We start from the raw sequence: 22,847 nt of genomic DNA on the forward strand, positions 1-22,847 counted from the left end.
GTCAAAAAACAACCTACAGGAATTTATTCAAAATCCAGAAAACCATCTGTCAGCTTTTTCCACTGGACCTTAGAAATTCCCATCATTCCTCCTACGGCAACCATAAGATTTCTGATAACATCAATATATCCGGCGTTAAAATTCGGCGTTTCATTCCGTCCGTAGACTGCGGCTTTTAGATGAGTAGGCGTTCTCGCGATCATAAAAGTTGAGGTTGCTATAGAGCTGTAAAAATGGGCAATATGACTGTTTTTTCTGTCCTGAGGATTTATGGAGGGTCTGCACGTTATTAAAATGCTTTCCGAATAGTTATCTTCCTGAAAGCAGATATCAGTAACTTCTACCCAGTCATACCCTTTGGCTTCAGTTTCTCCCGGTCCGGGAATATCAATTCTCATAAAATCTCCTTTCTGAGGTGGTCTTTCAGCAATATTTCCTTTTGAATCATAAAGTTTAAAGGCTGCAAATCCTTCACCGCAATAGCTTTTCCAACGGCTCACTGAAAAAAATCTTTGTTTCAAAATATCAAACTTGATCGGTAAAAGTGTCGGTTCAAACTGCTTCTGACTTTCTGTATCGTGAAATCCACCGGATTGCTGTTGTGGAACTCTGTTGATCTGCTTAGGCTTCATTGTACTGGATTTTATACTAATTTATAAAATATGAAAGTGTTTCTTTATGAGCACGATCATAACCCCATGATAAAAGCCTCTCGATGGAGAGGCTGATGTTAAAACTTAAATGGATCGGGATAAATGGATTTTAAATGCATTTATCAAAAATAGATTGAATAAATAAGATATTTTATGATTCAAGTCATGACGGTATGAATGAGTTTGCATTAAAGCACTATTATTTTTTATGAATAATTTTTGAATAAAAATTAAAAAGTGATAAAGAGAAAAATCAATTTAAAATTATATTTGTAAGTTCAGAATAGTAGTATGAATATGGTAATTGATGAAGAGCTTTTATTTTCCTCAGGGGCGGAACTGATGAATTATGCAGGGGGCGATATTATTTTCAAAGAAAATGATCAGCCTAAATATTATTTTCAGATTAAAACCGGAACGGTAAAAATTAATAATTACTATGAAGATGGACGGGAAATTATCCACAGTGTTCCTTTTGAGGGACATTGCATTGCAGAGAGTTTCCTGTTTATCGACAAACGCTACCCTGTGAATGCAATAGCAATGGGTATTTGTGAGATTATAAGACTGGATAAGAACAAATTCATGGAACTTATCGGAAGCTTACCTCACCTTCTCCCGAAACTCTGTAGCTATACCACAGAAAGAATGTATTACAGGCATGTGATGATGAACAATCTTTCTACGCCCGATCCGGGAACCAAAGAAAAGCGTGTAATGGACTGCCTGAAATCTTATAACCGTTATACGGACAAATACTCTTATCAGTTTCCGTTTACCAGACAAAATCTGGCTTCCCTTACCGGCTTATGTGTAGAAACTGTTATAAGGATCGTAAAGAAAATGGAGAAAGAAAAAACAGTAAGAATACAGAATGGCAAAATATTTTATTTACCTTTTTTAAATTGCCCTGAATCATTGGATGAAATTATTCAATTGTACCATTTATATTATTGGAATCTTTTTAATTTATTTTTTGTTTTATGATAATATATGATTGCTAAATTTCACGGTTAATGGTAAGAAAAGCATTATTGAACGAGTCCTTATTTTTAATTAGAATGAATGTTTTTTTAATATTTATGCTTATATGATGTTTTGCATAATATATTTTTTACTTATATTTGTAAATCGAAATAATTTTTTTTCATCATTTGTGTTTTTTTAAGGTCTCCTCCTTTAGGGGACCTTTTTCATTTTAGCCTATGATTTTTTGCAACTAAGTGTAAATACGGAATGGTAAATTTGGTATTTTCTACGCTATCATATATCTCATTAAAGTGACAACTTTGTAATGTTAAACAACTTAAAAACATTACACCATGTCAACATTCAAAATCAATATCATTGCAGGTCCGCTTTGGAGCAATGATGAAGCACAAAAAATCGGAGGTCGTATTGCTGCGGCACATTTAGGAAAATTCACTGGACAATGGAGCACTATTGTCGAAGGTCAGATGAGCGTTATCGAAGTTGAATATGATACGCAACCATCAGGAAGTACAGAATATACTATGGACGTTTTAGCAGGACCAATCTGGAGCAACGAAGATGCTAAAGAAATATGCCCTTCAATCTGTGCTTCTTACGGAGGAACCTGGAACGGACAGTGGACAACAGTCGTTGAAGGCAAAATGAGCGTTTGCGGATGCACATTTAAGTTCTAGAACTTATTTAGATTAATATGAATCTCTGGGGCAACCTGGAGATTTTTTTTGCTCTGATAATAATTTTACAGCTGAATTATTGAGTAGTTTTTATAAAATCCGTAGGTCTGGACTGCATTACAGACTGGAAACTTCTTGTAAAGGCCTGAACACTCTTATACCCTACTTTGTATGCTGTTTCGGAAATGGTATGGTCGCCGGAGCTCAGCAGTTCCAGGCTTTTAATAATTCTTAGTATCTGCTGGTATTTGGCCAGTGTCATTCCGGTCTCTTTTTTAAAAATGCGTTCTATTGTGCGTAAGGAAAGCATTGAAATTTCACTCAGATCTTCCATTCTTACGTCCTCCTGGTAATGACTGTGAAGATATTCAATAGATTTAGATAACCTTTTATCTTCAGGAAGTCTGATATAAAGTTGTAAGGAATGTTCCACAAAATGAGGAAGCTCATTAAAAAGTGCTTGTAAGAAAAGTGCTTCATCCGGATCTTTTGAAATGCTTTTTGACCATTTTTCTGCATACTTTATCATTTCTTTCAGAACAGGAGGAACGGAAAAAACATTAATCTTATGATGAAAAGCACTGCTTTTTTCTACATCGGCGAACATGATCATCAGTTTAATTTTTTCAGAGTGTGAATTGGTTTTATGGATGGCACCCGGAGGAATCCAGGCTGCATGGTTTTGTGGAAGAAGGTAGATCTTCCCGTCGACCGTAATATACTGGAATCCACTTTCTACATACACGAGCTGGCCTTTTTGGTGAGAATGAAGAATGTCATCATGCCGCCAGCCTTCTTCAAACCAGACAAAATAGGGCTTCTTCAGCTGATCAATATCTATAGTGTCGTGAACATTCATGTCGTTTTACGTTAAAACTTTGGCAAAATTAAATAAAACTGCTGAATTAATTTTGCATCAAATATTAATTATATGATGAAGAGCGAATTAAGAAAGAATGCTTCTTATATTCTGATGGTGGTCAATATACTGGTTGTGATCCTGGTATCCAGTAATCTGAGATCTCCTATTATCTCTGTTTCCCCGGTATTGGGTGATATACGGCATGCCTTGAATCTGGATAGTTTTCAGGTGAGCCTACTTACTTCTATTCCACTGTTTATGTTTGCAACATGTTCCGTTTTAGTGAGCAGATTTTCACATAAATTCAGTATCAGCCGGTTTCTGATGTATTCCCTGATTATTTTAAGTTTCGGACTGTTCCTAAGGATTACGGGATCTCTATGGACTCTTTTCACAGGATCTGTGTTTATAGGTTTGGGAATCTGTATCGGAAATGTAGTTACTCCGGGTTATATCAAGAATAATTTTCCTAAACAGATCGGTTTGATGACCGGAATTTTTGCAGTTTCTATGAATCTTACAGCTGCATTAGCCTCAGGCTTCAGCGTAAGGATCGGAGAATGGACGGGATTCGGATGGCGTGGCTCCCTGGGAATCTGGCTGATCATTGCCGGACTGGGACTTTTTGTCCTTATCCTGGAGCTGATATTCAATAAAAAGAATCCGGGACAGGCAAAAGCAGCTTTAAGTGTTTCTGATTTTAATATGTTTAAATCTGCGCAGGCATGGAATATCAGTGTATTTATGGGGCTGCAGTCTTTATTTTATTACTGCATGATGGCCTGGCTGCCTTCATTTCTTACTGATTGTAAAATGGAAGGTGAAAATGCGGGATGGGTCCTGTTTTTTATTCAGATTACCATGATCCCGATTACTTTCTGTGCTCCGATTATTGCCGGGAAAATGAAGGATCAGCGGATCCTGATCATACTTATCTGCAGTTTAATGTTCGGAAGTACGATGATGTTCGTCTGGCTGCAGTCGCAATGGATCTATGCTAATGCTGTCATTATCGGTATTTCTAATGGGTTGTCTTTCAGCCTGTCTATTCTGTTTTTTTCAACAAGAACGAAAAATAGCGCCAATGCGGTAAAAATATCCGGAATGGCACAGTCTGTGGGGTACCTGATTGCTGCATTCGGGCCTCCGGTTTTTGGAAAACTTCATGACTGGGATGCATCCTGGAAAAGCTCTTTTTATTTTTTGAGTTTCGCTGTTATCCTGATGTTTTATTTCGGAATGAAGGCGGCCAGGAATAAATGTGTGGAAGATTAAAAAAAATAAAAGAAGTCACACTAAGAGACTTCTGTATTTTTTTTCATTTTCATCGTTTTAAAACAAAACAAAATTAAAACCTCACAAAGAAATCTCTGTGAGGTTCAATTAATCTTTGAAAAGCTCAAAAGTAAGAGAACATTTGCTCTTCATATGAAATTATTTTCTCCATTTATTTAAGCCTACATTCATCTGAATTATTAAAAAAGCCTGGCTTCTACAATGGTGAAATAACCTATACGATCTTTTATGAGCCATTTCCCATCCTGATATACATATTGGTCATCATATTTTACACTATAATCCGTCAGAGTATCTTTGCCTTCTGTCTCACGAATCATTTTAATCTGGGAAAAAGAGGTACCTGTAGCAGTATTTCCATCTATTTCCACAGTATGCTGTCCGTTTAGTGTGAAATAGTTTTTAACCTGCGAAGCATGGCCATTAAATTCGTTTTCAAGTTTTTCTCTTCCCACAGTTTCTCCTGCCAGAAAGTCTCCCATATATGCTTTGTAGGTAGCATCCGATGTAAATAATTCCATTTGTTCTGCAATCTTTTTTTCATCGCCCAAGGATGCATAGGCATCAATTAAGTTTCTTAATTCTTCTTTTGTTTTTAAAATTTCTAATGTCATACTTTTAATTTTAATAAGGTTTTAAAATCTTTATTTGCTTGTTATTGTCTGACAAAACTATAGTATATTTGCTTACAATTTATTAGTCGTTACCAAAAGGTTAGTGACTAATGAAAACCTTAGTTATGGCAAAAGAGAAAGAAAATCAATCAGATAGCAAGGCATTTACAGAAGAATGCAGTACTGTTTTAATGGCCGTTTCAGATGCGCTTTATGCTATTGGAGGCAAATGGAAACTGATGATTATTATTGCAATGGCGAGGGGGAATAAAAGATTTACAGAGATTCAAAGACAGGTGAACGGCATATCTGCAAGGGTACTTTCCAGTGAGCTTAAAGAATTGGAGCTGAACGGATTTATTGTAAAAAAAGTTTCTGTTGGCTATCCTGTAAGTATTGAATATGAATTGCTGCCCTACAGTCATACCCTTGAAGAATTGGTAGGAGCTATGACCAGATGGGGAATACAGCATAGACAGAAAATTAAAAGCGAGATGTCCGCAGGAGGAAAGTCTTCCAGTACAAAATAAAAGGTTGATCACTGTATATCTGATATATTGATTTATGTCACTCTTCTTTTTTCACTTGCTTCCATCCATTCATCTTTTTGACATTTTGAGCAGTTTCCGGCATTTCCTTCCGTTTTAAATTCGGTATGTCCACAGAAGATACATGAATATTGACTTTCTTTATGAATTATTTTTAATGGATTTTTTAATGAATCCGGCATAATGGGAAGGCCGTATTTTACATCTTTATCTTCATAGTAAAATACACTGATCTCCCCGGAAATTTCTTCAATAGCTGTTTCAATCTGCCCAAGCTGTGAAACACCCTTCAACCTGAGCTCTGCAAAAAATTCATCGCTTCCCAAGTTTTCTTTTTTAAAGTTTTCAATAGCAAATTCACCGTCTTTGATCAGGCAGATGGAACTTCCTTCCACCAGTTTCTCAAATTTTTTGCTTCTTCCTATAAAAAAAGTGACAATACTATATAAAAGAATGATGACTATAAAAACGAGAATGGAAGAAATAATACCAACATCTTTATTGAACATAGGATCACCAGCCGCAGAACCTAAACCGATAATAACGACCAGCTCAAAAATAGAAAGCTGCTTTACCCCTCTTTTTCCTAAAATTCTCAGGCCAATAATAATGGCCAGGAACATGATCATAGTCCGTAATATGATTTCCAGAAGAAAAGACCATTCTTCGTGTCCCAGAAATAATTCTTTCCAGTTGAGTTCTAAGAGAAATAGGGATAGCATAGAAATTAATTTAGAGAAGGTATCCAAAAAATGAGCCATCCCCCAACCCATTCTTCTTAAAGATTAATAGATTTTAAACTCTTTTAAATTAATTATAAAGAATATTCCATCCCGTCCTGCAGAACTAAGCATCTGTTCTCCAGATTGTTTTCATTGATCTTCTTCTGAATGTATTCACGGCTTTCCTTACAGTGGCTGACTGCTTCAAGATGCGTGACCAAGATGGAGGCATTGGGTGCATATTCACAAAGTTTGATGATGTCTTCACTGGTCATAATAATAGGATCTCCCACTGCAAAAGTGGCTGCACCTCCGGCTACAACAATATGCTGAGGCAGATGCTTATCGATCTCTGCTGCAATTCTTTCATACCAGATACTGTCACCAACGACATAGAGAGTTTGATCTTCTGTTTTAAAGACAAATCCGTTTACTTTACCCATTTTCTCCCCTATTTCTCCGGTTCCGTGCTGCCCTTCTGTAATTGAAATATTGATATTTTCCCAGATGATACTGTCTTTAATAGAAATTATATTCTTAAAACCTGACTCGGCTATCTTTTCTGCAATGATCTCAGGGCAGATCACAGGAATATTTTTATCTAAAAATTCAATAGCTTTTTCGTCCCAATGATCAGGATGAAGATGAGTTACAGCTACCACATCAATTTTTGACAGTTTATCTTTTAATTCCTCTTCATTGAACGGAAGGTCAACCAAGGGATTCAGCAGTTCGCTATCTGTCATTGGAAGCTTTCCCAAAGAACCTTTTGCCCCAAGCATGGGATCAATTAAAATATTTTTTCCTCCTATTTGGAGCAGTAATGTGGCATTACGCCATAATTCCAGTTTCATTTTGTTTAATTTTGTCTTGCAAAACTATGGTTAAACCAAAGGTAAATAATAGACGGTTACCAAAAGGTTAACCATATATATAAAAGTTACCGATGAATTTTGAAGAATTTAAAAACTGCGGGCTTAGACGAAGCCTTGATATTCTTTCCGGAAAATGGAAACCGTTGATCCTTCTGAATCTTTTTGAGGAAGATCAGGTACGGTTTATAGAATTGTGGCGTAAAATGCCGAGGGTTTCAAAGAAAGTGCTTTCTGAACAGCTGAAACAGATGGAGGAAAATCATATCATTCAACGGATTGAAGTCTATAATTTTCCTCCTGAAGTCTATTATAAGGTGACTGATAAAGCCCGGAAATTAGGTCCTATTCTTGATCAGCTGCATGCATGGGGCAATGATCTTGATTCTTAAAAGTATTCAATACCTCCAAAATATTTCGGTAAATAAAATCAAGTTCTTCTGATGTGATGCAATACGGCGGAACCAGATACATAACATTCCCCAGCGGACGCATAATGATCCCGCGCTTAAGAAATTCATCATAGAGAACCTTTCCAATCTGGTTAAAATAAGAAGTATGTTGATCTGTTTTATACTCAAAAGCCAGAATGGTTCCGGTCTGACGTACATTTTCAACATGTGAATGCTTTGAAAGAATTTTAGAAAAATCGGAATGTTGGTTGTTGATACGATCAATGGCTGCTAATGTTTCTTCCTGCAATAAAAGCTCTATGCTGGCCAGAGCCGCAGTACACGCTAAAGGATTAGCCGTAAAAGAATGTCCGTGAAACAGGGTTTTATACTTATCGTCAGATAAAAAGGCATTAAAAATTTCCTGCGAACAGGTGGTAATTCCCATAGGCATTGTTCCTCCGGTGAGGCCTTTTGAGAAACACATAATATCCGGCACTTCCGTCAGGTGATTGGCCGCAAACAGTTTTCCGGTTCTCCCGAAACCTGTGAATACTTCGTCCTGGATCATCAGAATTTTTTTGCTTCTGCAGAATTTCATCAGTTCATCCAGATGTTTAGCCTCATACATCAGCATTCCTGCTGCGCCCTGTACCAATGGTTCATAGATAAAACAGGCTGTTTCTTCTGCCAGATCTTTAATCTGAATTTTTAAACTTTCCAGATTTTCTGCGTTAGGTATATCGATAAAGATCACCTCAAAGAGCATACTTCCGAAAGGTTTTGTCCAGACACTTCTCCCGCTCACAGACATCGCCCCGAAGGTATCGCCGTGATAAGCATTTTTAAAAGCCAGAATCTTCGTTTTTTCTTTCCCTGAATTATAGGCGTACTGAATACACATCTTCAGCGCTGCTTCCACCGCTGTGGAACCATTATCCGAATAAAAAACCTTTTTCTGGTTCTTCGGAAGCAGGTTCAACAGGTTTTCTGAAAGCTGAACAGCCGGTTCATGCGTAAATCCCGCAAAAATAACCTGTTCCAGAGTATTCAGCTGCTGAAAAACACGTTCTGCAATATAGGGATGAGCATGACCGTGCAAAGTTACCCACCAGGATGAAACGGCATCAATGTATTTTTTTCCTTCCTCATCATATAAATAGACGCCTTTTCCTTGTACTATAGGCACTGCATCTCCTGCTGTTTTCATCTGCGTGTAGGGATGCCAGTTGACGGCTTTATCTCTTGACTGTAGAGATTGTATTGATGTATTCATTTTTTTTAATTAAAAGTTAGAGAAATTAGTGGAGATGATCGTTCCATAAGCCAATTGTAGCTTTATAACCTGTAACTGGTACCCCTTCATCCCGAAACTCATTAACAACAACTATTCTCCTTCATCTTCATCGGCTTCAAGCCCAGTTTTTCCAGCATCTGCATGTCTTCGGAAACTCCCGGATTAGGGGTTACCAATAAAGTTTCTCTTTCTCCTGTGAAGATGGAATTGGCTCCGGCCATAAAGCACCACGCCTGCTCTGTTTCATTCATTTCAATACGTCCGGCGCTTAATCTCACCATGGAGGAAGGCATGACAATCCTGGCGGTAGCGATCATTCTGACCATTTCCCAGGTATCTACTTTTTCGTTGTCTTCAAGCGGCGTTCCTGCTACTCTCGCTAAAGCGTTGATGGGAACTGATTCCGGATGTTTTGGCATGGTGGCTAAGGTTAAAAGCATTGAAATTCTGTCGCTGTGCGTTTCACCAAGACCTATAATTCCTCCTGAACATACCGTTATTCCTGCTTTTCTTACATTATTGATGGTATTGATTCTGTTATCAAAGGTTCTGGTTGAGATAATTTCTTCGTAATACTGTTCAGAAGTATCTAGATTGTGGTTGTAAGCATATAAACCTGCTTCCTGAAGACGAATGGCCTGCTCTTCGGTAAGCATTCCTAACGTACAGCACACTTCCAGTCCAAGCTCATTTACGCCTTTTACCATATCGATTACCCTGTCGAAATCTCTGTTGTTACGGACTTCACGCCACGCTGCAGCCATACAGAAACGGGAAGAGCCACTGTCTTTTGCTTTTTGAGCGTGGGCAATCACGGTTTCTGTCGGAAGCAATGCCTGCACTTTGATATTAGTATGGTAACGGGCAGCCTGACCACAATAAGAGCAGTCTTCGGGACATCCTCCCGTTTTGATGGATAATAAGGTGGAAATCTGTACTTCTGACGGATCATGCCATTCACGGTGTACTGTTGATGCTTTATAGATCAGTTTCAGCAAGGGCTGGTGATAAATCTCTTCTATTTCTTCTTTTGTCCAGTTGTTTCTTACGGTTGTTTTTTGGTCCATTATCATAAATTTGTTTTTGTTAATTGTTCTGCGGCAGCTTTAATGCTGACTTTAGTTGGCTGGTCGATTTCAGGAATGTAGATAGTTCTCGTTTCTCTTTTAATAAAGTTGCAGATCACTCTTTCGGTATCTGGAGGAAAAACGCCGTTGAGGATCAGATATTCCAGTTTAAGTTTTCTTTGTTTTAAGGCCATGATGGAAAGTAAACTGTGGTTAATGCATCCTAAATAATTTCTGACGACTAACGCTACAGGAAGATTAAGTTTTTCAATAAGGTCTATCATAAAAATCTCATCCGAAAGCGGGACCATAAGCCCTCCCGCTCCTTCTACGATTAGTTTGTTATCTGTTTTGGGAAGCTGAAACTGATCTAAATTGATTTCTATATTTTCTTCCCTGGCAGACTGATGTGGTGATGCAGCCAGCTGAAGACGGTAAGTTTCCTGATGGCAGACAGTATTCTCTGTCCATGATTCTATTTTATGGCTGTCCGTATAGTCGAGATCCCCGGATTGCACAGGTTTCCAGTAATCTGCTTTAAAATATTGTGTTAAAACAGCGGAGCATACTGTTTTTCCTACTTCGGTGCCGATTCCGGTGATAAATATTTGATTCACTTGATGTTACAGATTACAGCGTTGTGGGGTTGGTGTTTATTGATTCGTCTTAAATAAATTCTTTAATAATTCTTGTGAGTTCTACAATTTCTTCTTCTGTATTAAAGCTGTGGAGGCATATTCTGAGTCTTTCGGTTCCTGCTTTTACAGTGGGACTGTAGACGGTGTAGGTTAAGAAATTATTATCAGATAGTGTTTTCTGTAAACTTCTTAATTGTTGATTATCCGGTATCAATACGGCCTGTATCGGGCTCAATTCTGAAGATGGGGTTTTAATATTTTGATTCCTGAAAATTTCAATATTCTTTTGAAGTCTTTCTGACAGTTCTGGTTTTTGCTTTAAGAATTCATAGCCTGTTTGAATAGCCATCCATAAAAAATCCTGAGCAGCAGTGGTATAGATAAAAGGAGATGCAAAATTCACTAAATAGGATTTTATGGTTTCATCACACAAAATAGCTGCACCATGGGCTCCTAAAGCTTTTCCATAAGTCATTACGGCGGCAAAAACATCATTCTGTAACTGATTCTTCTCAATCAGGCCATATCCGAAAACACCAAAAGCATGGGCTTCATCTACAATCAGTGCTGCATTATATCTTTTTGCTAAAGCTGCGATTTCCTGAAGGGGTGCGAGATCTCCGTCCATTGAATACAGGCTTTCGATAGCAACATAACAGTGTCTCGTTTGCTTTTTCAGGATAATTTCCAGATCTGCCAGGTCATTATGCCGGAATTTTAGTTTTTTAGCATGAGACATTCTGCAGGCATCATGAACTGAACGGTGAATCTGCTCATCAACAATAATCGTGTCATGACGGTCCGGCAGTGAAGAAAACAAAGCCAGATTTGCATTGTAACCGGAAGAAAAAAGAAGAGCTGCTGGGTATTGATGATGTTCAGCAATGTATTTTTCTGTTTCATCAACAATATTGCTGTTTCCGCTGATCAATCTCGAGCCAGAGCTTCCTGAAAGAAGCTTGGGATTTTCCTGAACATTCCGAAGCAACTGTAATTGAAGTTCTTCATTTCTCGCTAAGCCAAGATAATCATTGGAATAAAAATCAATCCCATTAAGTTTTGGCTTTAACGTTCTTAATATTCCTGCTTCCTTTCTTTTATCGAGAGCGTCCTGAAATTTTTTAAGCATAGTCTAATTGAGAAACTTCTTCAGCTATAGCATTAATCCATTCATCATGCAGTTCTTTTTCTATCGTCAGGATATTTTCTGCATGCAATTTCCAGTCTGCGGAGAATTCATTTAATTGATTGATCATTTCCTCAAGATGCCCTTCTTCTTCCAGAATAATAGATTTCACCATAATTCTCGAAGATTCCTTGGTCAGAATATCCTGGTAAACCGGATATAGCTCATCTGCACGAACTTCAATGGCATAAGTCACAAAAAGATAAGCTGCATATTTCAACTCTTCCTTATTCAGGGCAAATACGGTCTGAAGATACCTGCAAGCCTTTACATCCAGCGAATGAAGATACTGTCTTGTGGCAATAGGGGCCAGAAGTTCGTCTGCATCATAGGTTTTACATAATTCGGGATCTATTTTGCTGATCTGTTTTTTTAGATAATAAGCATGACGGTGCTCTTCGGCAGCATGTTTCAGCTGAATCAGCGTAACGGAAACCGGATGCTCACACTTAGAGATCTTTCTGGCACCGGCATTTTCCATGAACGAAAGCGTGTTCAGCCATTTGGCATGAGTTCCGCCATCCTGTACAATTCTTTCAAGCAATTGTTGAAATTCCATAGATTTTTATTTTGAACCAAAATTAGTATATTGCCGGACTGCTAAAAGGTGCCAGTTTTAATATTATGGATAGTCCGGTTAAAATTCCTTACGAAAGTTTTATAGAAATTGACAGAGATTCAGAGACTTCAATCTATATGCAGATTGCTAATCAACTGATCAATGCTATTCAGAGAGGTTTTCTGCCATACGGCACCAAGTTGCCCGGAACCAGAGCCTTCAGTGAAGTGTTGGAAATCCACAGGAATACCGCCGTTGCTGTTTATGATGAATTGTCAGCACAGGGCTGGGTTGAAAGTCTTCCGAACAAGGGAACGTTCATCATCGGAGAAAATCAGGAAAAACCGATAAAGGTTAAGGATTTTGCAAAAAACAACCTTCAGAATTATCCTGAAACGACAGGTTTTTCATTTAAAACTTCGAATATTTTAGATAATCCTTTTGAACATTCGGATTGCGAATATGTTTTCAACGACGGCGTTCCGGATATCAGACTGACTCAGATCGGGCAGCATTCAAGGTTTTACAGCTCTATTCTTAAAAGGAAATCCAATCAGAAAATGCTGGGCCATTACAATCATGACGGAAGTGAATTTTTTAAGGAACATCTGTCGCATTATCTTAATCTTTCCCGCGGACTGCCTATTTCAAAGAACAATCTTCTCATTACCCGAAGTACGGAAATGAGTATCTATATCGTTTCTGAAATTCTTCTTTCTGCGGGAGATACCGTATTGGTGGGAGCTTTGAGCTATTTTTCCGTCAATATGATTTTTCAAAAAGCAGGTGTGAATATTGTATCACTCCCGATAGATGAAGAAGGAATTATCGTTGAGCACGTTCGGGAAGCCTGTAAAAAGCAGAAAATCCGGATGCTTTATCTTACTCCGCATCACCACTATCCTACTACTGTTGCTTTAAGTGCACAACGAAGACTTGAGTTGCTCGACCTTGCCCACGAGTATAGTTTTATCATCCTTGAAGATGATTACGATTATGAATTTCATTATGATAAAAGCCCCATTCTTCCGCTGGCAAGTGCAGATACTAAGGGAATGGTGATTTATATCGGATCTTTCGGAAAATCACTGGCTCCGGGATTCAGGACCGGGTTTATTGTTGCTCCGGAAAATCTGATGGCTGAGATGAGGAAATATCTTGGAATTATAGACCGTCAGGGTGATATCTTAATGGAAAGGGCCTTAGGTGAAATGATTGAAGAAGGAGAAATACACCGGTATCTTAAAAAGTCTTTAAAGGTTTATCAGGAAAGGCGGAATCACTTTGCAGAACTTCTTAAGGAAAATTTAGATGAATTGATACAGTTTCAAAAGCCTTCGGGAGGTCTTGCTTTCTGGCTGGAATGGAATATTCCTGTCAATCTTATGCAGTTGAGCAGGAATTGCGCCCAGAATAATTTGTTTATTCCTAAAACACTGCTTTATCAGACGAAAGATATTACGGCAATGAGACTGGGGTTTGGAAATCTGAATTTTGAGGAAATGGAGAAGAGTATTGAAATCCTTTCTGGGCAAGTGAAAAAATTGTTATAAAAATTACCTGCCGATTATAACCACAAAAGTCACAAAAGTTTTCTTGAAACACTTAAGTTATTTAAAGTTTAAGAACCTACTGTAAAATGACACTTAAGTTTTTGTGAAAATCTTCCTGATCTTTTTTAATCTTCGAGAAAGCAAAATTTTAAACCAGTAAGGATTATTAAGTCTTTAAAAATATGAAGTTTGAGCTTCGCTTTAACGCGTACAACTTAAAAAAATCATTTGATTTTCTTAACTAACCTTATTATCTTCAGCTATCTTAATGTTTAAAAAGCGTAGGATGAAAATCTAAGTGAGAAAAAAAGTTGTGTTTTACTTTAAAATTAACCACAGATGACACGGATTTGCACAGATGTTTGCGTTGTATGCGGCTGTGAAATAAGGGGATTTTGAAATAAAAAAAGTGTAACACCCGGGTTACACTTATCTAATTTTTGTTGTTTTTTAATTGGAGGGAGTCAATATCTTCGCTTTCTTTTTCTTGGATTTCTTCTTTTTTCTGTTCAAATAGATAATGAATCCTGTGATGGGAAGTGAAGCCGCGATCATTCCTGCAAATAGATATAAAATCCTGCCAGTCATTCCAAAGATGCTTCCTGTATGAAGGTCATAATTTCTTTCTCTTAATGCGGTTCCATTGCCGATGTTTTTGTCTTTGTAGGATTGATGCTTTAGGATTTTTCCTGAGTATTGATCAAAATTGAATTGCTCATTCTGGTATTGCTTATTCCCATACGTTACTTCAGCATAATAAGTTCCTTCTTCTGTTTTAGGAAAGCTGATGAGTGCAGATTTTTTATCCGCCAGGCTCTGTTCTACCCTGTTTCCAACAATATTTAAAATATTTTTCTTGTCTGAATATTCTTCGGAAGGAATAGTACTTTTAGCCTTCTGTTCGGTTTTCGTCTTTCCGTTCAGTGTTTTTTTGACCCATTGGTCTAAATCTTCAAAATTCCATATCAATGCTGCGTATGAAATGAGGCATAAAGGAATAACGGCATAAAATCCCAGGACATTGTGCGTATCATAATTGATTCTTTTCCATTTAGCAGACGTTTTAATGAAAAACATTCCTTTCAGTGCCTTCTTATTCATTTTGCGCGGAAACCAGATCACCAGTCCTGAAAAAAGCATGATCGCCAATATCAGCGTAGAATATCCGGTAATGGTTTTACCGATTTTTTCACCCAATAAAAGTCTGCGGTGAAGGTCCATCACAATTTCAAAAAAATCATTTTTGGCGTTTTCCACCTCAAGAACTTTTCCGGTGTAAGGATCTACATAAACCCTGTAATAATAAATATATGAACCCCAATAAGTCAAAGCTTCCTTATTCATTTTCAGGGAGCGGAACGCATAGCTTCTGGATGGATCTGAGGATATTTCTACCCTGCTTACCTTTAAACTATCCGGAAGTGCCTGCTCAGCTTTGAGCTTGAGATCGGAAAACTGCAGTTTTTCTTTTTTTATGGTTTTGACGAAATATTTTTCCGGGTGTAGGGCATGTTTCAACTCTTTTTCAAAAGCGAGAATACATCCGGTAACTGCCATTATCACAACTATAAGCCCGGACGCTAGTCCGAGCCATAGATGTAATTGATATGCTGTTTTTCTTAGTATAGAATTCATATTAAAACTTAAGAGTAACCTCCGCTACAAAGTTACGGGGCATTTGGGCTACTATAACACCCTGCCCTGCGAAATACTGTGCATTTCCTAAATTATTCATTTTAAATCCTAATCTGTATCTTTCTTTTTCAAGAGATACGGAAGCGTTCACTAAAGTATAAGCCGGGAATGTAAACTGTCCGGTAGTTGCATTGTCTACAGTAACCTGCTCACCCACGTGGTTTACTCCAAAACCAAGTTCCAGACCTGAAAGTCCTTTGATCGGCAATATATAGCTTACCCATGAATTGAATACATTAGCCGGACCTGAAGACGATGGACGACGGCCATCTACATTGGCAGCAGCTTTTACAAACTTACTGTCGTTATAAGAATATCCCGCCATAATGTTCAGCCCCTGAATTGGATTAAGGATGGTTTCAATTTCGATCCCTTTACTTCTCTGCTCTCCGTCCTGGATGGTCACATTATAGTTTGTTCCGTCGCGGGTCACAACATCTGCCCGTAACATATTGTCAACCAGAATATCATAATATCCTACCGTGAAATTTACTCTGTTTCTCCAAAGATTTCCTTTGAATCCCATTTCCCACTGATTAGATCTCTGCGGTTTGAAATCTCCGCTATAGTCTGCAAGCGGTTGCGCAACCGGAGCTAAATTACTGAAACCATTCATATAGTTAGCATAGGCAGACAGGCGATCTTTAAGGATCTGATAGGATAAACCAAATTTTGGAGATAACGCATTCTGATTGAATGTCCCCGTATTTACATTTTTGATCAAATCCAGTTGTCCATTGCTTTCATAATGATCAAAACGTAAACTCAGCAAAGTAACCAAACGGTCTGTAATGTATACCGCATCGGAAATATAAGCGCCATAAATATTGCTTGATGCTGTATTTCTTACTAAAGGTGCTGTAGAAGTCTGAATTTTTTGTAACGCTAAATCTCTGGTGATATTTCCATATAATCCTGTTACCGGCGGCGCTATCGGTGCTGTAGGATTTTTAGGGTCAATGTAATCAAATACAACAATTGGAGAAAGGTTATTGTTCAAAGACTGGTTTAAATAATCTAATCCTACAAGAACTTTATTTTTGATTTTTCCTATTTTAAATTCCCCGTTAAAGTTCTGCTGAACGCTGGTAGACGCTCCTTCGCCATTCTGCCACTGTACATTACGCTCCAGAAGATTATCTGTAGCTCCTCTCATAAACTGATACTGATACAATCCTTCCGTTTTCCTGTAATTTCTTGAGATCAAAGTCTGGGAACTCCACTGATCTGAAATTTTGTAATTCACCTCAGCTTTTACATTGATGGAAGGCGCTTTTAAACTCATATCGTTATTGGAATAAGACTTTTTCCAGTCATATCCAAGCTCATCCGGAGTGGTTGCAATGAATGGTCTGGTTCTCGGTAAAAAGATGATCGGCGTATTGGTTCCTTCATAGGTGTAAATCTGAGCTCCCAGGTTAAATTTTAAACGGTCATTCACCTGGTAGCTGAATGTAGGCGCCACAAACATGGATTTTCTGAACTCTGAATCTCTGAATCCGTTCTGATACTGATACGCTGCATTCACACGGAATAAAGTCTTCCTTGAATCCGTGATTGGACCGTATACATCAGCCGTCACACGGTTCAGATTATAACTTCCCAAAAGATAAGAAGCTTCTCCGCCGAAATAATCTTTAGGCTTTTTCGTTACGACATTAATCAATCCTCCAAAAGAATTGACTGCGCCTCCGTATAAAGTTCCGGAAGGCCCTTTGATCACATCGATACGCTCAATATCAGCAGGGTCAATTTCTGAATTGGTGGTCGCAGGAACACCGTCTACCATAGAAACTCTCGTAGGAAAACCTCTTAAATTGTAGTAGAAACTTCCGTCTCCCGCTCTACCCGCACTTCCCTGCATTTTTACAATACCCGGAACGTTTTTTAAAGCGTCGGACATATCATACACCAACTGCTCTTTCAGAATCTGCTGGTTGATGCTTGTGTACATTTGAGGATTTTCAATGTTTTTCAAAGGCATTTTAGAGATCGAAGTACTGTCTCTGTCCAGAAATTTATTTCTACTGAAGGCATATACTGTAATTCCTTCAATCACATTATTTTCTGTCTCAGGATAAATCACCGGAATTTCAAAGACATCTTTTTCAATACGGATCTGCTCACGCATCAATTCAATATCATTTAAAACCACCTGAAGCGTATACTCTCCCGGTGGCACATTATCAAAATAGTATTCTCCTAAACTGTTGGTCTTAGCCTGATACGGCGTATTGACTAATCTTAAAAGCGCATTCTTCACGGGCACTTTTTCAGACAACATAATCTTTCCGTTGACACGTTCATTCTGCTGGGCAGAAACAAATAATGGAAGACCGACAAGAAATAAAAGTATTATAGGGGTTTTAAATATTTTCATGCTGTAAGTTTTGTAACAGAGGATAATTGATTTTGCCGTTTTGTGATAATGGAAATGATTCTATGTGTTCGGTGCGTACGTACTGCGGGTTGATTCGCAGTTTATTTTTAATGGTTTCTGTAATGGTTTGGGGATCAATGTTGATATTGTCATACAGAACAATGATTTTTTTGTCATTGCCGTTAAGACAGACTACTGTATTGCCTTCCAGTTCATTCTTAAGGATAAACTCTACCTCATCCAGGTTGAGACGGATTCCGAAAAGCTTCATGATCCGCTTGATTCTTCCTGTGATGTAGTACAGTCCGTTCTTCCCTCTTCTGCCTGTATCTCCGGTATGAAGAAGCCTTGGCTGTTCGTAGGTAGAAAGGTCTTCAAGCTTGTTAGCATACCCTCCGCTGATGCTTGCATGTAAAAAGAGTAATTCATCCGTTTCAGGATCGATCCGGAAGCTTCCTCCGTGTACAGGAGTGCCAATAGATGTTTCCTCTTCAAGAAGTCCGTCTGTAGTAAGATAAGCCATTCTTCCGCCTGCTTCGGTTTGTCCGTATTGGGCAAAGAACTGTTTATCGAACTCAAGGCAGTAATTGAAGATGGTTTTTCTCAATTCAGCATTGATCACCCCTCCCGTATGGGTCATGTATCTCAGGCTGGTGCTGTCTTTTCTGAAAAATCCGATTCTGTTGAGGTTTTCATACAGATACGGAACGCCTCCCAGCGTGCTGTAGCCGTACTCTTCCATTTCGTCCCAGAATGCTTTCTGCATGATGTCTTTGTCCGTACAGACTATTCTTCCCGCACGCATACAGTTGGTGGTAAAAATAGAAAAACCGTACACGAAATTAATCGGTACGTTGAGCGGAACTACATCAGATTCCAGGATAGGCATGTATTGAAGGATGCTCACGGCGTTCTGATAAAGGTTTTCATCCGAAAGCTTCACCAATTTTGGAACTCCGGTGGTTCCGGAAGTACTTAAAAGGATTTTGATGTCAGGATGAATGGTCACTTCCGGCTGATAATCTTCCTTAGCAAAGATTTTCACTGTTTCCGAAAACTCCTTTAACGAATATCCCTGAACCTCATCTCTTGAAGGATCAAAGATATATTTGGGACGGTATTCCGCTTCCAGACGTTCTTTAAATTCCGGATGCAGTTTCTGTCCCAAAATAGCAATGGCATGTGCGGTTCCATAGAAATTGAAGAACACTTCAATACTGGGTACCTGATTGTCATTGTACAAAAAGATCAATCCTTTTTCTACAGGATTGAGGCCTAAAGACCTGTACAGTGTTCCAACCGGCGTGGAAGCACCGGTGGAAGCATCTGTAAACAACAAGTTCTTGTTGGCAATTACATTTTCTAAAATTTTCATATACTTAGTTTTCTACGAGTACATCGTATTTTTTCATTTTTTCGCGGATCTTCCCGACGGTTCCCATTTCAAGAATGTCGTTGAAGTCAAACTTGACACGGTAGAACTGCTCCAACGCTTCTACAATAAGCAGATGCGACATGGAATCCCATTCAGGAATTTCCTGATAGGTAAGGTTTTCGTCTACCAATTCTTTTTTCACAGCGATTGCTGATGCGATAATTTCATAAAATTCGTCTGTTGTGTGCATTTTAAATTTTTATAGTTTTCCATTTACCATTTTTGAAGATCATGAGGAACAGTACAGCCAGTACGATTTCCGAAGAAACAATAGCCGTAAATATTCCCTTCAGCTCCCATTGAAGCCTTACCCCAAGCAGGTAGGCTAAAGGAAGCTGAATCACATAGAACATGATCATGTACAGCAGGGTCACCTGCATAATATTACCAGCCGCGTTAAGGGCACGGCTGATCACCATTGTAAAGCCTAATAAGAGATAAGCCATAGACACCACATGGATGTATTGTACGGCATATCGTGCTACCTCAGCTTCCTTGGTGAAGAACGTCACCACATATTCCGCAGCGAACTGCCAGAATATAGCGACGGCTATCAGATAAGTCATATTGATTCCTCCGGCTCTCCATACCGTTTTCTCTGCGCGGTCCGGATTTCCGGCTCCTAAATTCTGTCCTGTAAGAACCCCTGCAGCATTTCCTATTCCCCAGGCAGGCATCGTCGCAACAGAAGCAATTCTCTGCGCAATAATGTATCCTGCCAGAGCGGTAGTCCCGAAGGTGGCGATGATCTTAACCATGATCAGCCAGCTGGAAGCAGGAATAATATACTGAACCAGTCCGCCAAAAGTAATTTTCAGAATTTTCTTAATTAAAGGCAGGTCAAGATGAAACCTGACCAGAATATTCACACTGGTCTTGCGTGTAAGAAGAATAAAGAACTGATATAAAACCGCCAGTAACCGGGATAATATGGTAGCATACGCCAGTCCCATTAATCCGTAAGCAGGAATAAAACCAAGTCCGAAAACAAGAATTACCGCAAAAACCATACTGGAGATATGGCAAAGCCAAAGCGACTTCATCGCCAGATCCGCATCTCCTGCTCCTCTGAAAAGACCATTGATAGACAGACGCAGAATCACCAGACCGATACTCAGAAACACCAGTTTGGAAAAAGGAAGTCCGTTCTCTACAATCCCTGTATTGAATCCAAGGAAACTGATGATTTCACCCGCAAAAAGGAATGACAGGCCACCAATCAGTAATGCAAAGGCAGATGCCAGCAATATGATATAATGAGCAGTCCGGCTCATACCTTCCTGGTCTTTTTCTCCGGCTCTCCTCGCCGTAAGTGTTGCAGCAGCGATACCCAAACCAATGGCAATTGCATTGGCAAAATTGATATAGTTATCTGCAATTCCTACCAAGCCCAAGACTTTATCTCCTAATCTTGCAATAATTAAAAGATTGATACTGACAAAAACAGATTCCATCACGAGCTCCATCACCATAGGAATGGCAAGGCTGAAGATAGAACGGTTGATACTCCCTGAGGTAAGTTCTACTTTTTTTCCCGCTAAAGCTCCGTACGCAAATACAGAGCCTTCTTTTACAAGATGCAGAAACTTTCTCATACCGTCGCTACAGAGTTTTTATTCGCAATCTGATACAAAGGATTCGGCAGTGCACCGTCTTTCTTTGGAATAGCAAATGCTTTATTTTCACTGTAGCCATTGTTTTTCAAACGAAGACTGTTGATGTAGAACCTTTTAAATGTAGGAATATACAGATCATATTTTTCATACCGCTCATTCAGATGAGGATTATGGTTTTTGTAGTTCTCTATACAATCGTGAACAAGCGTCCAGAAGGTCTCTTCCTGAAAATTGGAATGGGTATGCAGAACATTGGATAAATACCTGAAGAACGCATCAAAAACACCCAAAAGAATAGACAGCGGAACATTTTCCTTGTTGGAAGACTGGATGAGTCCGTCTGCCAGATGATCAGGAAGTTTCTCCCTTGCTTCTGTGGTCAGGACAATATCATCTACAAAATCTTTGATCACAATTCTCTGTGGCACTCCGTTTTTTAATACCACCATGATGTTTTCTCCGTGAGGTGTTACACAAAGAGAATGGGTGTAATAAATGTGAAGTAACGGCGTAAGATAAGCATCCAGATAATCTGTAATCCACTGCTGAATACTGATTCCTGCCTGCTCTGCAAAAGCCTGTACCAATGGAATTCCATTCTGATCTACAAAAAGCAGGGAAGCCATAGTAAACATTTCTTCGTCTTCCTGTAAATAATTGGAAGCACTTTCGCGCCATAAAGCTCCCAGAAATTCGTTATACTGGTAAGGAACACCGGCAATCGCACTGTATTGAGGATGCAGATAAGCAATAGAAGCCTCTTCTCCTAAAAATATGGTTCCTTTTGTTTCAAGATAAGCATCACCTTTGATCAGTCCTTTCACCCAGTCTGTAATGGATGGGGCAATTTTCATCTGCTTAGGCGACAGTCCTCTGATATTTCCTGTACTTAAAATAGAAACAGCGGTTTTCAGGTATCTTTTTTCAGGATGATCTGTATTAAATAGAGTCCTGATGCTCTGCTGCGGGCTGTAGATATCATTTCCTTCTCCTAAGAGTATCAGAATATCAGATGCGATATCACCTGCAAAGTGAATTTTCAGCTTATGTTCCCACTGCCATGGATGCACGGGAATTAAATTATAATCCTCGGGAGATTTTCCGGAATCAATCAACCTTTGTTGAAATACCTGATACAATTCGTCTCCAATTTCAGAACGGTAAAATCCTTCCTGATCTATATGTTCCAGCGACTGGAACGCTGATCTGTCCTTATGAGCAGCCAGCCATAACACTTTTAAATCCTCTCCCGCTTCCGGAGCAAACGTTTCAAGATCGGTAGGAGAAAATCCTAATCTGCTTTTGTTAACGATTACCCAAGGATGGCCTGTCATCTGATGTTCTACCGTTTGGTAATTACTGGATGCCAGTTCTTTTGAAGACATAACGCCTCTCGATAAAATTAATGCGTCACAGTATAACGTATGCAGCAATTCTTCGGTATATCTCGCCAGCGTATTGGCATCCAGATCGAATACGGTCTGCATTTCAAGGAAGAACTGGGGAATATTCAGCGCTGAGGTGGGTACGCCATTCTCTATTTTCACGATACTTTGCGTATCAATGTGCCAGTAATCCATCATCCTTTCCTGTCCGCGGAAAATGTATTCTATAGTTTCGATCCCTGTTTCCAGTTTGAAGACCGTAAATCCTTCTTCATCCTGTGAAACGGCAACAGGTTTCAGCCGTTCTTCATGCATTAATTCTGCAATCGTCTTGGCCATAAGGTCTCTATTGGCCTGGAACCAGATTTCCTGGCTGATTGTATTATTTTTTAAGTTGGTGTTCATTGTTC

At 38.9% G+C, this 22,847-nt stretch carries 22 protein-coding genes; 6 read left to right on the plus strand and 16 right to left on the minus strand.

Going from position 1 to position 22,847, the window contains the following annotated elements; genetic code table 11:
• Positions 1-23: 23 nt before the first annotated feature.
• The gene (locus tag LC418_RS13110; RefSeq protein WP_111953486.1) at positions 24-632 is read right to left on the minus strand and encodes a hypothetical protein; all 609 of its coding nucleotides are present in this window, start codon (positions 630-632) and stop codon (positions 24-26) included.
• Positions 633-944: 312 nt separating this feature from the next.
• Here LC418_RS13110 and LC418_RS13115 point away from each other — a divergent pair, with 312 nt between their 5' ends.
• Together LC418_RS13115 and LC418_RS13120 are read left to right on the plus strand one after the other, a co-directional pair.
• Positions 945-1,640 (plus strand): Crp/Fnr family transcriptional regulator, encoded by a 696-nt coding sequence (locus tag LC418_RS13115; RefSeq protein ID WP_223559449.1) that lies wholly within the window; start codon positions 945-947, stop codon positions 1,638-1,640.
• Positions 1,641-1,975: 335 nt separating this feature from the next.
• Positions 1,976-2,320, plus strand: coding sequence for a mannan-binding lectin (locus tag LC418_RS13120; RefSeq protein WP_040995112.1), 345 nt, complete (start codon positions 1,976-1,978; stop codon positions 2,318-2,320).
• A gap of 76 nt (positions 2,321-2,396) precedes the next feature.
• On the opposite strand, the gene LC418_RS13125 is transcribed toward LC418_RS13120, so the two are convergent.
• Complete coding sequence (locus tag LC418_RS13125; protein WP_223559450.1) at positions 2,397-3,179, minus strand: helix-turn-helix domain-containing protein; 783 nt, start codon at positions 3,177-3,179, stop codon at positions 2,397-2,399.
• A gap of 72 nt (positions 3,180-3,251) precedes the next feature.
• Here LC418_RS13125 and LC418_RS13130 point away from each other — a divergent pair, with 72 nt between their 5' ends.
• Positions 3,252-4,457 carry a CynX/NimT family MFS transporter gene (locus LC418_RS13130; RefSeq protein WP_223559451.1) on the plus strand — a complete coding sequence of 402 codons (1,206 nt, stop codon included), beginning with the start codon at positions 3,252-3,254 and terminating at the stop codon, positions 4,455-4,457.
• A gap of 200 nt (positions 4,458-4,657) precedes the next feature.
• Here the strand turns inward: LC418_RS13130 and LC418_RS13135 are convergent, their stop codons facing one another.
• Positions 4,658-5,092: a nuclear transport factor 2 family protein gene (locus LC418_RS13135; protein ID WP_223559452.1), complete on the minus strand. Its 435-nt coding sequence runs from the start codon at positions 5,090-5,092 to the stop codon at positions 4,658-4,660.
• Between the two features lie 125 nt (positions 5,093-5,217).
• On the opposite strand from LC418_RS13135, the gene LC418_RS13140 reads away from it, so the two are divergent.
• Entirely contained in the window at positions 5,218-5,622 is a 405-nt protein-coding gene (locus LC418_RS13140; RefSeq protein WP_223559453.1) for a winged helix-turn-helix transcriptional regulator, read from the plus strand.
• A gap of 32 nt (positions 5,623-5,654) precedes the next feature.
• Here the strand turns inward: LC418_RS13140 and LC418_RS13145 are convergent, their stop codons facing one another.
• Positions 5,655-6,362 (minus strand): DUF421 domain-containing protein, encoded by a 708-nt coding sequence (locus LC418_RS13145; RefSeq protein WP_223559454.1) that lies wholly within the window; start codon positions 6,360-6,362, stop codon positions 5,655-5,657.
• A 92-nt stretch (positions 6,363-6,454) separates the two neighbouring features.
• Positions 6,455-7,216 (minus strand): MBL fold metallo-hydrolase, encoded by a 762-nt coding sequence (locus LC418_RS13150; protein WP_223559455.1) that lies wholly within the window; start codon positions 7,214-7,216, stop codon positions 6,455-6,457.
• 92 nt (positions 7,217-7,308) lie between these two features.
• Here LC418_RS13150 and LC418_RS13155 point away from each other — a divergent pair, with 92 nt between their 5' ends.
• Positions 7,309-7,626, plus strand: a complete 318-nt coding sequence (locus tag LC418_RS13155; RefSeq protein WP_111953480.1) for a winged helix-turn-helix transcriptional regulator — start codon at positions 7,309-7,311, stop codon at positions 7,624-7,626.
• Here the strand turns inward: LC418_RS13155 and bioA are convergent.
• The 5 genes from bioA to LC418_RS13180 all read right to left on the minus strand — a co-directional run bounded on the left by bioA (position 7,580) and on the right by LC418_RS13180 (position 12,373).
• The gene (gene bioA / locus LC418_RS13160) at positions 7,580-8,902 is read right to left on the minus strand and encodes an adenosylmethionine--8-amino-7-oxononanoate transaminase (protein ID WP_223559456.1); all 1,323 of its coding nucleotides are present in this window, start codon (positions 8,900-8,902) and stop codon (positions 7,580-7,582) included. The genes LC418_RS13155 and bioA overlap by 47 nt on opposite strands.
• A gap of 101 nt (positions 8,903-9,003) precedes the next feature.
• Positions 9,004-9,990, minus strand: coding sequence for a biotin synthase BioB (gene bioB, locus LC418_RS13165; RefSeq protein WP_223559457.1), 987 nt, complete (start codon positions 9,988-9,990; stop codon positions 9,004-9,006).
• Between the two features lie 2 nt (positions 9,991-9,992).
• Positions 9,993-10,607 carry a dethiobiotin synthase gene (bioD, locus tag LC418_RS13170; RefSeq protein ID WP_223559458.1) on the minus strand — a complete coding sequence of 205 codons (615 nt, stop codon included), beginning with the start codon at positions 10,605-10,607 and terminating at the stop codon, positions 9,993-9,995.
• 49 nt (positions 10,608-10,656) lie between these two features.
• Positions 10,657-11,757 (minus strand): aminotransferase class I/II-fold pyridoxal phosphate-dependent enzyme, encoded by a 1,101-nt coding sequence (locus LC418_RS13175; protein WP_223559459.1) that lies wholly within the window; start codon positions 11,755-11,757, stop codon positions 10,657-10,659.
• Positions 11,750-12,373 (minus strand): hypothetical protein, encoded by a 624-nt coding sequence (locus LC418_RS13180; RefSeq protein ID WP_223559460.1) that lies wholly within the window; start codon positions 12,371-12,373, stop codon positions 11,750-11,752. The genes LC418_RS13175 and LC418_RS13180 overlap by 8 nt, the downstream gene beginning before the upstream one ends.
• 65 nt (positions 12,374-12,438) lie before the next feature.
• Between LC418_RS13180 and LC418_RS13185 the strand changes: the two genes are divergently transcribed.
• Entirely contained in the window at positions 12,439-13,926 is a 1,488-nt protein-coding gene (locus tag LC418_RS13185; protein ID WP_223559461.1) for an aminotransferase-like domain-containing protein, read from the plus strand.
• Between the two features lie 450 nt (positions 13,927-14,376).
• Here the strand turns inward: LC418_RS13185 and LC418_RS13190 are convergent, their stop codons facing one another.
• The 6 genes from LC418_RS13190 to LC418_RS13215 are packed head-to-tail and all read right to left on the minus strand — an operon-like array spanning position 14,377 to position 22,842.
• Positions 14,377-15,561, minus strand: a complete 1,185-nt coding sequence (locus tag LC418_RS13190; RefSeq protein WP_223559462.1) for a PepSY-associated TM helix domain-containing protein — start codon at positions 15,559-15,561, stop codon at positions 14,377-14,379.
• Position 15,562: 1 nt separating this feature from the next.
• On the minus strand, positions 15,563-18,001 hold the full coding sequence (locus tag LC418_RS13195) for a TonB-dependent receptor (RefSeq protein WP_223559463.1): 2,439 nt from the start codon (positions 17,999-18,001) through the stop codon (positions 15,563-15,565).
• Positions 17,988-19,376, minus strand: a complete 1,389-nt coding sequence (locus tag LC418_RS13200; RefSeq protein ID WP_223559464.1) for an AMP-binding protein — start codon at positions 19,374-19,376, stop codon at positions 17,988-17,990. The genes LC418_RS13195 and LC418_RS13200 overlap by 14 nt, the downstream gene beginning before the upstream one ends.
• Positions 19,377-19,380: 4 nt before the next feature.
• Positions 19,381-19,626, minus strand: a complete 246-nt coding sequence (locus LC418_RS13205; RefSeq protein ID WP_062646915.1) for an acyl carrier protein — start codon at positions 19,624-19,626, stop codon at positions 19,381-19,383.
• 1 nt (position 19,627) lies between these two features.
• Entirely contained in the window at positions 19,628-21,031 is a 1,404-nt protein-coding gene (locus LC418_RS13210) for an MATE family efflux transporter (RefSeq protein WP_223559465.1), read from the minus strand.
• Positions 21,028-22,842 (minus strand): IucA/IucC family protein, encoded by a 1,815-nt coding sequence (locus LC418_RS13215; RefSeq protein ID WP_223559466.1) that lies wholly within the window; start codon positions 22,840-22,842, stop codon positions 21,028-21,030. Before LC418_RS13215 ends, LC418_RS13210 begins: the two co-directional genes overlap by 4 nt.
• Positions 22,843-22,847: the final 5 nt, after the last annotated feature.

This window comes from Chryseobacterium lathyri, from assembly GCF_019970085.1.
In the GTDB taxonomy this organism is placed as follows: Bacteria; Bacteroidota; Bacteroidia; order Flavobacteriales; family Weeksellaceae; genus Chryseobacterium; species Chryseobacterium lathyri.